The 13,117-nt window shown below is 45.5% G+C and carries 14 protein-coding genes; 7 read left to right on the forward strand and 7 right to left on the reverse strand.

Annotated elements, in window-relative coordinates:
* Positions 1-144: 144 nt before the first annotated feature.
* Positions 145-1,158, forward strand: a complete 1,014-nt coding sequence (locus tag DYH48_RS14010; protein WP_115335140.1) for a DUF3549 family protein — start codon at positions 145-147, stop codon at positions 1,156-1,158.
* A complete protein-coding gene (locus tag DYH48_RS14015) occupies positions 1,155-1,541 on the forward strand; it encodes a DUF3301 domain-containing protein (protein ID WP_115335141.1) in 387 nt (128 codons plus the stop codon). The genes DYH48_RS14010 and DYH48_RS14015 overlap by 4 nt, the downstream gene beginning before the upstream one ends.
* A gap of 1,714 nt (positions 1,542-3,255) precedes the next feature.
* Here the strand turns inward: DYH48_RS14015 and DYH48_RS14030 are convergent.
* Both DYH48_RS14030 and DYH48_RS14035 read right to left on the reverse strand, forming a co-directional pair.
* Positions 3,256-3,561, reverse strand: a complete 306-nt coding sequence (locus DYH48_RS14030; protein ID WP_006085235.1) for an Mpo1-like protein — start codon at positions 3,559-3,561, stop codon at positions 3,256-3,258.
* Positions 3,545-4,192 carry a GNAT family N-acetyltransferase gene (locus DYH48_RS14035; RefSeq protein WP_006085234.1) on the reverse strand — a complete coding sequence of 216 codons (648 nt, stop codon included), beginning with the start codon at positions 4,190-4,192 and terminating at the stop codon, positions 3,545-3,547. Before DYH48_RS14035 ends, DYH48_RS14030 begins: the two co-directional genes overlap by 17 nt.
* A 149-nt stretch (positions 4,193-4,341) precedes the next feature.
* Between DYH48_RS14035 and DYH48_RS14040 the strand changes: the two genes are divergently transcribed.
* Positions 4,342-4,575, forward strand: coding sequence for a DUF2789 domain-containing protein (locus tag DYH48_RS14040; RefSeq protein ID WP_012588139.1), 234 nt, complete (start codon positions 4,342-4,344; stop codon positions 4,573-4,575).
* A gap of 10 nt (positions 4,576-4,585) precedes the next feature.
* Here the strand turns inward: DYH48_RS14040 and DYH48_RS14045 are convergent, their stop codons facing one another.
* Positions 4,586-4,993, reverse strand: a complete 408-nt coding sequence (locus tag DYH48_RS14045; protein WP_115335142.1) for a DUF3192 domain-containing protein — start codon at positions 4,991-4,993, stop codon at positions 4,586-4,588.
* Between the two features lie 164 nt (positions 4,994-5,157).
* Here DYH48_RS14045 and DYH48_RS14050 point away from each other — a divergent pair, with 164 nt between their 5' ends.
* The gene (locus DYH48_RS14050) at positions 5,158-5,541 is read left to right on the forward strand and encodes a hypothetical protein (RefSeq protein WP_115335143.1); all 384 of its coding nucleotides are present in this window, start codon (positions 5,158-5,160) and stop codon (positions 5,539-5,541) included.
* Positions 5,541-6,314, forward strand: coding sequence for a Zn-ribbon-containing protein (locus DYH48_RS14055; protein ID WP_006080959.1), 774 nt, complete (start codon positions 5,541-5,543; stop codon positions 6,312-6,314). Before DYH48_RS14050 ends, DYH48_RS14055 begins: the two co-directional genes overlap by 1 nt.
* 155 nt (positions 6,315-6,469) lie before the next feature.
* On the opposite strand, the gene syd is transcribed toward DYH48_RS14055, so the two are convergent.
* Positions 6,470-7,120, reverse strand: coding sequence for a SecY-interacting protein (syd, locus tag DYH48_RS14060; RefSeq protein ID WP_115335144.1), 651 nt, complete (start codon positions 7,118-7,120; stop codon positions 6,470-6,472).
* 59 nt (positions 7,121-7,179) lie between these two features.
* Between syd and queF the strand changes: the two genes are divergently transcribed.
* The gene (gene queF / locus DYH48_RS14065) at positions 7,180-8,037 is read left to right on the forward strand and encodes an NADPH-dependent 7-cyano-7-deazaguanine reductase QueF (RefSeq protein ID WP_006080957.1); all 858 of its coding nucleotides are present in this window, start codon (positions 7,180-7,182) and stop codon (positions 8,035-8,037) included.
* 93 nt (positions 8,038-8,130) lie between these two features.
* On the opposite strand, the gene DYH48_RS14070 is transcribed toward queF, so the two are convergent.
* Positions 8,131-9,072 (reverse strand): LysR family transcriptional regulator, encoded by a 942-nt coding sequence (locus DYH48_RS14070; RefSeq protein ID WP_115335145.1) that lies wholly within the window; start codon positions 9,070-9,072, stop codon positions 8,131-8,133.
* Between the two features lie 123 nt (positions 9,073-9,195).
* Between DYH48_RS14070 and DYH48_RS14075 the strand changes: the two genes are divergently transcribed.
* Positions 9,196-11,184 carry an alkyl/aryl-sulfatase gene (locus DYH48_RS14075; RefSeq protein WP_115335146.1) on the forward strand — a complete coding sequence of 663 codons (1,989 nt, stop codon included), beginning with the start codon at positions 9,196-9,198 and terminating at the stop codon, positions 11,182-11,184.
* Between the two features lie 141 nt (positions 11,185-11,325).
* On the opposite strand, the gene DYH48_RS14080 is transcribed toward DYH48_RS14075, so the two are convergent.
* Both DYH48_RS14080 and DYH48_RS14085 read right to left on the reverse strand, forming a co-directional pair.
* Positions 11,326-11,877: a hypothetical protein gene (locus DYH48_RS14080; protein ID WP_115335147.1), complete on the reverse strand. Its 552-nt coding sequence runs from the start codon at positions 11,875-11,877 to the stop codon at positions 11,326-11,328.
* Between the two features lie 189 nt (positions 11,878-12,066).
* Entirely contained in the window at positions 12,067-12,960 is an 894-nt protein-coding gene (locus tag DYH48_RS14085) for a 4'-phosphopantetheinyl transferase family protein (RefSeq protein WP_115335148.1), read from the reverse strand.
* Positions 12,961-13,117: the final 157 nt, after the last annotated feature.

The raw sequence follows: 13,117 nt of genomic DNA on the forward strand, positions 1-13,117 counted from the left end.
CATGTTAGCCATTGTGATTGAGGAACTTGCCACAATCCACAGGCCGAATAGGTCGATTAAAGTGCCGCAATCATACCATCCAGACGCACTTCCCCCTATAATGGCGCCAATTTATTGAGCCTCTTTGATTGATATGGCAGCCAAATGACTGAAATTACAACTTTAAGCCAGTTTTTAACCACAGCCAAAACCCAGTTCCAAGTGTATGATCTTGGCCGTAGGGTGCAACATATTGATATGCTCGCGTTTCACCAAATAGAATCTCTGTCTACCCCTTATCCTTACCCCATTCAAGGACATGCGCAGTTTGCTATCGTCTTTTGGGATGCAAGTCAGCAACACTTTATTTGGTTTCTAAAACTGGCCTTAGATGAGCAAGGATTACTGTCGCCTGCACCGCGCTCACAATTTATCGAAATGATATTAGCGGCATTAGGGCAAGATCCCACTCAACCACTCAGTGATGAGCAGCAAGAACGACTCGCGAATAATCCGTTTAACTTCAAGCCAAGCCAGGAAAAACTCGCCGTATTCAACGCGCTTGTTCGTAAACAACTCGGCCAACGCGCGTCATCGCAATACGAATTTGCCGTGCAGTACCTGTCAGGCCAAGTTGCCCCAGCTCAATGGCAACATATTGGGATGCAAGGCATAGCCGATGTGTGCGCGCGCGCAAATGAATTTGATCATGAGCAGCACTTAGTATCGAGTTTTGATACTGCCGCCATCGAAGTGCAAATCGCCCTATGTCAGTGTCTTGAGCACTTACTGATTAGCGACACGCTCGCCGATAAAATTCTCGCAAAACTTCAAGATGCAGCCCCAGAACACCAAGCCTATTTCCTTCGGGCTTTGGCTTCTAGCGCCAAACACAGCCAACAAGCGTTCGAACATCTTCACGGCCAAGCCTCTTTAGATACCAATGCCCTCATCAGCATTGCCGGGCGTAACTGGTCGATATTAAAACAAGATTCAAGTCGCAGTCTTTACTTAGAAGCCCTAGCACTGCAGCCCCAAGCCTTTTTTAATCAGGTCTTTGCTGATATTGTGGCTATCCCTAGTTTGCGCAATCAACTACTAGGCGAATTAAGAAACCCCAATCGAAGCGTTCAACTATCACAAGCCATAGGTGGTTTGTTTAAGGCAGCAAGCAAATGATGTCAGATTTACTGTTAATTATTGGCCTCGTCGTGATTGCCGCATTTTTTTGGCAGTTACGCCAAATGGCAGAGTTGAGCCGCATTTTTGCCAAAAAAGAATGTTGGCGACAAAAAGTGCAACTGTTAGCCATAGCAATGGAAACCGCGCGCCCAAGTATTGGCGGCACCACAGGGATTTGTTGGAAAGCGAAATATTTATTTGAATTCAGCACTGACGGCATTAACCAGTACAGTGGCCATATTTGGATGCAAGGTAAGAAAATTCAAAAAATAGAATGGCCTATCTTCCCAGAGCCCGAATGGCAAGAAGCGCCGACAGCACAGGGGAAATTTGGCGGTTGTGGTACGCAAAGCGGCTGTAGCTCAGGCAAGTGTCATTAAGTATTATCGACTATAGATGAGATGCCAAATAAGCTGTTCGCCAGAATAGAGAATAATCAGTCATTCTCTGGTGCTGCAAAATAACTCGCTGTAAAAATAAAAAAAGAAAGGGCGCGGCCCTAAAGCCACGCCCTCCTATTCTCTGTTAAGCTATCCCGCTATTTTTGTGCTCCCTGCACCATCCATGCGTCAATCTGCGTCCTGCTTCATCCCTGCTCAATCCTTGAGGTCCTTGTACTCATGTACTTCCCTATCTCTTGGTCATCCAGTCCCAAGCTTGCTCTTTCCTGAGCGGTTCCATCATCATCCATGAAACGGGTATTGCATCCATTCAATTGCACTCCCTGTGCCATTGCCATCCTATGCAATGAGTCTATCAATCCTTGATAGTCTCCCTTCCTTGGTATTGGCTATCTTTCATCCTGAAAGGCCTATATCCCTATTCCTTAAGTCACATTCCTTAGTCACTGTTCGATCATCCTGATCGCCAACATCCTGTTGCCCGTAATTCCTTCTACAAGATGAATTCTACGCCAACCAACGAAAGTACTCATTGCGGATTATTTAAAATGTTAACGAAAATAGTGAGTTTAACTGATGAAAAATAGACTAACTGACTGATATAAATATAAATAATAACCAACCCCAAGACATGACCACCCTTTGAACCTACAAATTACTTACATACTTGTAAGAGATCTCTTACACGGAGGATGGCAATTCGAATCAAAAGTAAGCAAAACGCTAGATGTCTCCCCTGAGGACTTATGCATAAACCGCTATCGCTCAAAGTTCATTCGCGCATGACCAGCACACAGAGAGTAAATTATTGGGCAATAAGAGAAGTAAGACTGGTAAACATGCTTTACGGTGATAAGTCTTTAAGCAGAGTTAAGATAAAGTCAATGTGAATAGCGTTATAGCTTGGCAAAGCGAGATTAATACTGAAAATGAACCAAAGAAAAGGGCGCAACTAAAGTGCGCCCCATTTATCCTTTGTAAGCCGTCCTGCTCGATTTGTGCTCCCTGCACCATCCATGCGTCTGCTTGCGTCCTGCGTCGTCCCTGTAATCCCTTTTCGTACCTGTGTATCAAACTTGCGTGAGATAACACTCAGTCCTTTGACCTGTAAATCCATTTTACAGAGCCTGTCACTTCCTATGACTTTTTCCTATTGCATCCTGCAAAAATTTGTCTTCCATAGAGTAGTACAAGCTGTTCACCCTTATACTTTATCCTTGTCTCGACACATCCTGTCTCGAGTTCATGCTTAATCCTTAAGCGTGTCCTGTATTCTTCCTGAAATTCATCATCCTGACGATACGACTCACTGTCTCTAATCATCCTTGAAAAGCAATCCTGCTTTTCCTTAGCCTATCCTAGGCGAATGACAGTTTTCCTACCGTCAGCGATTTCAACCTTGAAATCTTAATTCGTTGCTTCTTGCGTCCCTTTGGCCTGTTTCGCTTTCCTTGCTATCCATTTGCTTTGGCCATGAGTGAATTCTACGTTAACCATGACTTTTTTGTTCGGCTCAAAGAACGGACTACAAAAGAAATTACGGTCAAACATAAGGCAAATAAACACAAGTTAATGATTCTATTTAAAATTAAACGCAAGAGAACAAAAAACAATCAAAAAGAAAACATTATGTCCTACAGCGTTTGTAAGCGATCTCTCACACGGGCATGGGCATCTCACTCGGACGGCTTTTTTAACGCTTAAAAAAGCCGCTGATCATCTGAGCAAACATCACCCAATCAGCCATCAAACTGTAAAAGGGATACTGAAATGTCGCAGGTCGATTCTTCTCGAATACTAAGTGTCCCACCCACGCAAAACCGTAGCCAACGACCGGAATAAACCAACATAGCCACCAGGCTTGTGAAACCAAGGCAATGCCAATCAGCAGCAGGACTAAGCTACTGCCAACAAAGTGTAATTGCCGGCAAATCGGGTGCTGGTGTTGGGATAAATAGAAAGGATAGAAATCGGCGAACCGTTTATAAGAGTGAGTCATCTTGTTGAACCGAATAGAATAATAACTGACCATGGACACTGCCGATATTGAGCTCGCCTAAAGAGACAAAGTCATGCTGGGTAAATAATTGCAGATGGCTCTCCTGGGCGACAAACACACCAATGCCATCCAGATCCGGCTGCTCATCACACCAACTCACTACCGCTTGCACTAACTTATGTCCGAGTCCTTTATGCTGCTCGTTCGGTGCAAGGGCGATAAACTGCAAAATACCGCAGTGCTTACTGGGTAAGAGTTCGACAATACTGGACTCTTTTTTCATCAACGCTTGGGTCGATTGCCAGCCCGTACCTAACAACATCTTTAAGCGCCAATGCCAGTAACGCCCTTCTCCCAAAGGCACTTCTTGCGTTACCACACAGGCTAAACCAACCAGTCTTTCATGGTCGAACAAACCTATGAGTGCTTGTTTTTGTTGCCATAACGTATTGAGTTCTTCGCGGATCGCGGCGCGCAGTTTTTGCTCGTAAGCGGCTTTATCTGAGGTAAAAAGTGAATCGACAAAAAAAGGGTCATCATGGTAAGCGTTATAGAGGATAGAGGCGGCGATGCGTAAGTCTTCCGCGGTCAAATAGACTGCACGGCAGTCTTCCAAGGTTTCATTGTCCATTATTAGTATTCCTTGACTTAGCTCACACTTTTTATGAGTAACAATTAATTTACCAAGGAAACGGAAAAGTGCAAATTTTAATCATAGATTGCATTTTTCAATCAGGCGCTTACTCTAAACGAAGGCACTATACTGAAAAGGAAACAATGATGGATACAACTCCAGTAGACCTAAGCCACTTATTCGAGCAACTCGGTTTAGACAGTAGCGATGAAGCCATAGCGCAATTTATTGCAACCCATGATATCGACCATCACATCCATCTAAGCCAAGCGCCCTTTTGGACCCCAGCTCAAAAGAGCTTTATCATCGAAGGCCTAGAAGCTGATGCCCTCTGGACTGAGCCCATTGAGCAACTCGATACTCAGCTACGTAAGCTATAAAACTCGCGGGTTAAATTTTACTGTAAGCCGTTTCACCCCAACCCACTAAGGCATTGTTGCTCAGCACGATAGGTGTGCATTCGTCCTTAGTGGTCTTTCCATCGCCATTATTGCGCTGGGTACGATAAAACAACACTAAGACTTCTTTATTCGATTCACCTTGTTGAACACTTTGTTGAATGTAGGCTTCACTAAAATCAGCGGTGCCCATTAAGATCATCACTTGGTCTTTGGGCATCCCTAAACTCAGTTTGGTTAAGTTAGTGCGGTTTTTATCCTGCACTTTCTCCCATGATTCGCTGCTATCCCAACCCGATTCGCCATCACCGACATTGACCACACAGCCGCTAAGACCTAAGCTTGCAAGCCCTAAAAAAGTGATGGCGATAAGTTTGTTATTCAATTTATGGTTAATCATGTGACATCCTGTGTGATTATTATTTTTGCTTGAAAAAGCGATTTAGGCAGGACAATAAGCAAAATAGATGCCAAATGACAAAACACTGTTTTTAAATGGAAAAACTTACGCAACCTTTTGAGATTAGTTTAAATCATTCAACAAATTAAGGAATTTTGCTAATTATGAGTCCACTTGACCAAGTATTAGCGGCTGCACGTTCGCTCGAAGCCTGCGGTAAAGTACCGAGCCTTGCCTTAATAAAAAACCGTTTAGGTAGCAGCCTACCTTTACCGATATTGATCCAAGGCTTGCAGCAATTTAAATCTATGCCTAAGGCGGATCGCGAGCGTTTAGCCGAGTTACAAGCCATCAGCCCGACAATCGAAGCCGCTGCAACTAACGATACCTTGACGCTTGCGCTGCTTGCCGATCGCCTGCAGATACAACAGGCATATTTTGAACGTCATGCTGAGCAGCAAAAAGCAGAAATAATGCAATTAAAAAATGAACTGCTTGAACTAAAACAACGCATCAACTTATTAGAATCCCAAGGAAAAACCGCTTAATGTTTGTCACTGAACTACGCTTCGAATGCTTCGCCGACACCACTATCTCTGCCGCCGAAAAAGCCATTAATCAGCTCCTTGAAGCCTATCGAGCTAATGGCCAAATCTTAGGGCGAGAATTTGCGGTCGCCTTTAATGACGGTGAGTTTAGAGTGCGTTTACTGATGCCAGAGAAAAGCAGTTTAGCGCATAAATATCACAGCCCTTGGGTCAAAAAAGCCTTAGCAGAATTAACCGAAGCCAAACTACTCGCGCCGCGGGAAAAGTTTATCGGTCAGGACATTAATTCTGAGGTCAGCAATACCGACACACCCAGCTGGCAACTGCTCTATACCAGCTTTGTGCACATGTGCTCGCCCCTGCGCAGCGGCGATAATCTATTGCCCATTCCTTTATATCGACTCCCAGCAACCTTTAATGGCGATCACAAACGCATTATCCGTTGGCAGAGCGAATGGCAAGCCTGTGACGAGCTACAAATGGCGGCGGCCACCAAAGCAGAATTTGCCGCACTTGAGGAATTATCGAGTCCAGACAGTGATTTATTTCGTAGAGGTTGGGATTTACGCGGCCGTATCGAATATCTCACTAAAATCCCTACCTATTACTACTTATACCGCGTCGGCGGCCAAGATTTGGCCTCAGAAAAAGCCCGACCTTGCCCACGTTGTGGCAGTCATGATTGGAAACTCGATGAACCTTTATTGGATATGTTCCACTTTCGCTGCGAGCCTTGCCGCATAGTATCAAATCTGTCTTGGGATCATCAGTAACATCATTTTATCCCGCCAAAGACCTCAACCTAAGATAAGCCATGCTTAGGTTGAATGTTCCGCTCAAACTAAGTGTGGTTGAGCGTTAACACTCTGACTAAACGTGGTTGAAGGCTAAGAGCTCGCAGCAAGATAAAGAGCCCAGCTCCCACCAACTAGCGTTTACCAAAGAGGTTTTGCCACATACGTTTAAAGCTGGCAAAAATCCCCGGATGTTCTAATGCGGGCATCGGCAGTTCTTCATGTTTAACGGGCGGTGCTATCCGTGGCGATATTGCTTCGATAAACGCAGTCAAACTCGAGGCTAATTGCTCTGATTGCACTTCACCAGGGATTTCAATCCACACGCTGCCATCACTGTTATTGATGGTGAGCATTTTATCGCCCTCATCTAATAGGCCAATGAACCACGTCGGTGGCTGCTTGAGCTTTTTCTTCATCATCAGATGACCAATCAGATTTTGCTGCAGGCAGGTAAAATCATCCTCATTCCACACTTGCAGTAACTCACCCGTGCCCCATTTTGAGTCGAACAATAACGGCGCAGAAAAATACAGACCGTAAAAATGATTAATTTCCGGCCACAAAGTCAACTCAAGCGCATGCTCAACATTGGCAAAACTGCCTTCGACTTCGCGTTTCACCGGCTGCCAAGAAACCGCTTGATCAAGATCAGCATGAAATTCGCCTTGAATACACACAGAAGGCTCACCCTGTGGGTAATAACGCGGTAGTTCACCTAAACTCGTTAGGTAAGCTTGATGATAGTTTTGCAAAAATTTATCGAGTGCGAGCAGACAAGACACTTAAGCACAATCCAATTTCAGGTATAATGTGCGCCTATTTTGACATGGAAACAGTATTGATGACACAGAATCACGATCCCTATAGTGATGCGCAAGCGCTTGTTGGCCTGACTTTAGGTAAAGCCACAGACTATCAAGCCGAGTATGATGCGTCGCTGCTGCAAGGGGTTCCACGCTCACTAAACCGTAATGCTATTGCACTCACTGGGACGTTACCGTTTCATGGTGCCGATATCTGGACGGGTTATGAGCTGTCTTGGTTAAATGCTAAAGGTAAGCCTATGGTGGCCATAGCTGAATTTCATTTAAGCTATGAAAGCCTGAACCTGATTGAGTCGAAATCGTTCAAACTGTATCTCAATAGCTTTAATCAAACCAAGTTCGATAGCATAGATTCACTGCAAAAGACCTTAGTCGCAGACTTAAGCCAATGTGCTCAAGGTGATATTAGCGTTAAAATCATCGAACCAAAAAGCTTTGGCATTCAGCGTATTATCGAGTTACCAGGCACGTGTATTGACGATCTCGATATTGAAGTCAGCGATTATAGTTTTAATCCTGATTACTTGGAAAACAGCACGGACGATAAGCAAACGGTCGCGGAAACGCTTAATTCAAACCTGCTGAAATCCAACTGTTTGATCACTTCGCAACCCGACTGGGGCAGCGTGATGATCCGTTATCAAGGGCCTAAAATCGATCGCGAGAAACTACTGCGCTATTTGATTTCTTTCCGCCAACATAACGAGTTCCACGAGCAATGTGTCGAGCGGATTTTTGTCGATTTGAAGCGTTTCTGTCATTGCACTAAATTGACCGTTTACGCCCGCTATACGCGCCGCGGCGGTTTAGATATCAACCCGTATCGCAGTGACTTCGAGCAACCTGGCGAAAGCCACAGACTCGCAAGGCAGTAATTAACGTTCGTTCGAGTATCAAATTACGAACTAAGGTTTAGAACTAAGAAAAAACTAAGGTTAAAAACCGAAACTAAGCTCTGAATCGCTAGCCTAGCTGCTAGCAAGATTCAGAGCTTTTTCATTTACAGTGCTCGCACTGGCATCAAGCAATAAGCCTCGCAGCCATTGATGGCTCGGGTTTTGAGTGTATTTACTGCTCCACACCATATACAAATCAATGGGTCTTGTTTTCAGTGGCATAGGTAAAATTTGGATGCCGAACAACTCGGCGTACTGACTGGCGTATCGCAAAGGCGCTATGCCTATCGCCTCACTTTTGCCGACGGTAGCAAACATACTCAATAACGATGACTGCTCACTATACATCTTGCGTCTAGGCAAGACGCCTTCGGTAAACAAATCCCCCGCAGTAAGATTAAAACGCCGCATATTCAAAAAGACGTGTTTCTCCTCAAAATACTGCCCATGGGTAATGGCGCCTTGAATCCGAGGATGCTGCCGACTGACGATACACACTAAGGTTTCGGTGAAGAGTAATTTGCTCGAGAGCAAACTTTGCTGCGCGGGTTTAATGTCTATCGCCACAGCGACTCGCTCAAGCAAGATATCACGATATAAATCAGCCTCCTGTGGCGGTGATTCTCGGAAAATCACTTCAATATCCGCATCCTGTAATAACGCCTGCACACCAGTTTGCAGCGCTTCGATAACCGACTCATTGGCATATACATAGAAGCGTCGCTGACTGCACTTTGGATCAAAATGCTCAAATCCCAACAATACGGTTTCGATATCCGCCATTGGCTGCTCAAACTTACGATACATTTCCCGCGCCACCGCCGTCGGTTCAATTCCCCTCCCCACCCGATTAAACAGTGACTCCCCGACCCATACCCTGAATCGACTGATCGCGTTACTGACTGAAGACTGAGTTAAGTCCAACTCTTCAGCCGCTTGCGTGAATGAACGAGTACGGTAAACCACCATAAACACTCGCAATAAGTTTAAATCTAACGGCTTTTGTGTCGGCATAAGGGAAACCACTCATTCACAATATGAATATTACAACCCAAGCTAACGCGAGTTATCTAAATACACAAGCTGTCTATACTCAAACCATCAACGACACTATCCCTCCTATCTGTAGGTAAAATTATGCAAAAATCTTTGATGACATTGAGTATTATCGCAACGTTCTCCCTCAGCGCTTCGGCGGCAGAACACGAGCATGAACATATCAGTCTGCACTATCAGGGAAAGCCTGCGACCCAGCAAACCGCTGAGGTCAACAAGGCCACTGCAGCCACTCTAAATTACACCGATAAAAAAGCCTTTGAAGAGTTTTCTAAAAATCTCATCGCCGAACTCGATGAACCAACTGCCGCCATTTTACGCACCGAATTCAGCTTTATCGGCGACAAAACCCCAGACACAGTCAATCCCTCACTCTATCGCCAAGCTCAGTTGAATATGGTGTCTAACGGCTTATACAAGGTCACAGATGGCATTTATCAAGTTCGCGGCACTGACTTGTCGAACTTAACGCTTATCCGCGGTAAAACGGGGTGGATCCTTTATGACGTGCTGCTCACCAAAGAAGCGGCAAAGTTATCCCTAGAGTTTGCGCTAAAAAACTTGCCTGAGGGTAATGACTTACCTGTGGTGGCGATGATTTATTCCCACAGTCATGCGGACCATTTTGGCGGTTCCCGTGCAATCAAAGACATGTACCCTAAGGTCAAAGTCTATGGTTCAAATAACATCACCAAAGAAATTGTCGACGAAAACGTCCTCGCCGGTAATGCTATGAGCCGCCGCGCCGCCTATCAATACGGCGCAACATTAGAGCGAAACGATCAAGGCATTGTCGATGCCGCACTCGCCAAGGGGTTATCCAAAGGCGAAGTGACCTACGTTAAACCCGATGTCACCTTAAACGGCAAAGATAAGTGGGAAACACTCACCATTGATGGCATAGACATGGTGTTTATGGATGCCTCAGGCACAGAAGCCGCCTCGGAAATGGCCACCTATATTCCCTCAATGAAAGCCCTGTGGACGGGTGAACTCACCTACCATGGCATGCACAACATTTACACCTTGCGCGGTGCAAAAGTCCGTGATGCCATCAAATGGTCAAAGGATATCAATGCATTGCTGACACGCTTTGGCGATGATGCACAGGTACTTTTTGAGGCCCACTCGGCGCCCGTCTTTGGTAATGCGGATGTGAATGCTTACCTCAGAATGCAAAGGGATAACTATGGCCTAGTGCATAATCAAACCCTGCGTTTAGCCAATAACGGTGTGGGTATTCAAGATATTGGCGATGCGATTCAAACCACTATCCCTAAGGCGGTGCGCGATACTTGGTATACCAATGGTTACCATGGTACCTACAGCCATAATGCGAAAGCCGTGTACAACATGTCTTTAGGCTATTTCGATATGAATCCAGCCAACTTAAACCCGCTACCGACAAAGGATGAAGCGAAGAAATTTGTCGAGTATATGGGCGGTGCTAAAGCCGTGGTTAAACATGCCAAAGCCGACTATGCCCAAGGTGAATACCGTTTCGTGGCGACGGCACTGAATAAAGTGATCATGGCAGAACCCGATAACGAAAAGGCCAGACAATTACTTGCCGATACCTATGAGCAACTGGGCTACCAAGCCGAAGGCGCAGGCTGGCGTAACATTTATCTTACCGGCGCCCAAGAGTTACGCGTAGGGATCCAACCCGGCGCGCCCAAATCGGCATCGGCAGATATTTTAGGTGAAATGGATATCTCGACTCTGTTTGACTTCCTAGCCGTAAAAGTCGATAGCATCAAGGCCGCAGAACTTGGACTCATCAGGCTAAATGTAATTAACCCCGATACCAAAGACACTCTCTACGTCGAGCTAAGCAACGGTAACTTAAGCAATATTAAGGTTGATAAACCAATGGAGGCCGACACCAATCTTTATATTGATAAGCGCTACATTACCGGGATTTTACTCGGCAAAGTGACCCTCAAAGACTTACTTGCCAACGGCACGGCCAAACTCGAGGGCGATAAAGCGGCCTTCAGTAAAATAGCGTCGACCTTAGTAAAATTTGATGAAAACTTTGAAATCGTCCCGCTACCTAGCGCGAAATAATGACATCAACGCCCTGAAGCTTCAGGGCTTTTTTTATGGGAAAACGGACTAACGTATATTCACCTTGAACGCCTCTAACACTGGGGGATTGGCATCATGCCAAGCAGATTCAGGATGATGTTGTGAGTTCAGAAAGTAGAATTAGTTCGCAGGGGCTGGCGTTGGAGTTGGCGCTACAGTTTTACACTCAAGTAATAATTGCTGGAAATGTGCGCCTAAATCTTGCTGGGCAAATTGCTCGCTCGCGGTCGCCATTTGCTTAAGGCTTTGTAAGGCTTGATCTAAACCTTGTTGCTCGATGAGACTTTTAGCATAGGCCGCCGCATCGGCGCCTTTTTGCAGCAAGCTCGCGACCTGATCAAAACTGATGTCTTGTTCCATCACTTTCTGTAAGTCACCCAGCAATTCTGCCACCTTGGCCGACTCCACCAGCGAGCCTTCAACATTCACTAACTTGCCAAGCGGATCTTGGCTCAGTTTTTCAGCCACGCAGGCCGAAACTGTGCCCGCCGCTGCGCTTTGGGCCACAACATCTAAGCCATTAGCACGAATTTGCTCAACCACTTGCTGCAATTGTGGATCTTGGGCTAACCAAGCCTGCTCTAATTGTTGCTTTTCATCGCCACCAAAATAACCACAACCAGATAACATCACCAGCATAGTAGCCGGTAACATGCACTTAATCCGTTTCATTACTAAACCTCATTTAATCCATTCAAATTCAAAATATTATCGGTGTGACTATACCCAGCAATGTTTAACCGAAGATGAATAAAAGTTGATAGTAAGATAAGACGGAGAAAGAACCATGGCTAAATGCGATCGCGAACTTCAGCGGTTTATCTGAGTTTACTGGCGTGAAAAAAACACGCACTTTCGTCGTTAATCAGCAACAAGTAAGTACTCTATACTGCTCAGCTGTGCGGTTAACGTTAAAGGAATACTGGCGTTACCGGCATGCGCTAGGCTAATGGCAAAGCGATACTCCTCGGTCAAACGACCAAAATGTGCCTGCCAATGCATAGGGTCTGCTAAATCCAGTGTGTGTATTGGAATTTGTAGCGGGACTTGTAATGGAATATGTGGATAAACATTAAGCATTGAAGCTACGCCGCAGGCTTGCCTCAATCCGGCATCTTGGCATGATAACTCAAGCGATTCTGCCGCCAATTGCTCAAACGGCTTTAGCTCAAAGGCGAAGGATTTAAGCGACTGCGCTAAGCCGAGACCTGTCGCCTTGATATAGGACTCCTTTAGCGCCCATAAATCGAAAAAGCGCTGCCGCTGACCCGCTTCATCGGCGAGAGCGAGCAAGGCTGACGTTTCTTGGGGAGAAAAATAATGATTTAGGATTGGATAGATATCCGTCTTCGGCCGCGATCTTTCAATATCGACCCCAAATAAACCAGACTCAACGCCATGAAACTGAGCCACACCAATCAATAACCAATCGCCGCTATGGCTTAGGTTAAACTCAAGCCCAGTTTGCTGCCGTAATGCCGTCGTTAAGCTCGGTTTACCCCTAGCGCCATATTCGAAACACCACTCCTGTGGCGATAAATCTGCATAGTGAGATAACACGGCCCGCAACGCTGCCCTGACCTGTAATCCCTTCATTTGCGCCTTGGGATCGCGATAGCGCCTGACCTTTGCCAGTTCATCCTCACTTAACCAAGACTCGGCGAGTGATATTTGCGGCAATGAAATATCGCTCAGTGGAATAAAAAATAGATCCACATTCACGCCGTTTTTGCTAGATGCTAGAGAGTCGGTCATTCGAGAGCCTAGCTGTACAAAGCTCTGTGGCTGATGAGTTATCATTGGCTGGCTTTTTGGAGAGCACTTAGCAACATTCTTATCTGAGTTCATTATTGTCTAGGTTCATCATTATCTGAGTTCATTATGCATCTTAAATAGTTTCAACTAAGCCCTA

The sequence above is a fragment of the Shewanella baltica genome (assembly GCF_900456975.1).
GTDB lineage: Bacteria > Pseudomonadota > Gammaproteobacteria > Enterobacterales > Shewanellaceae > Shewanella > Shewanella baltica.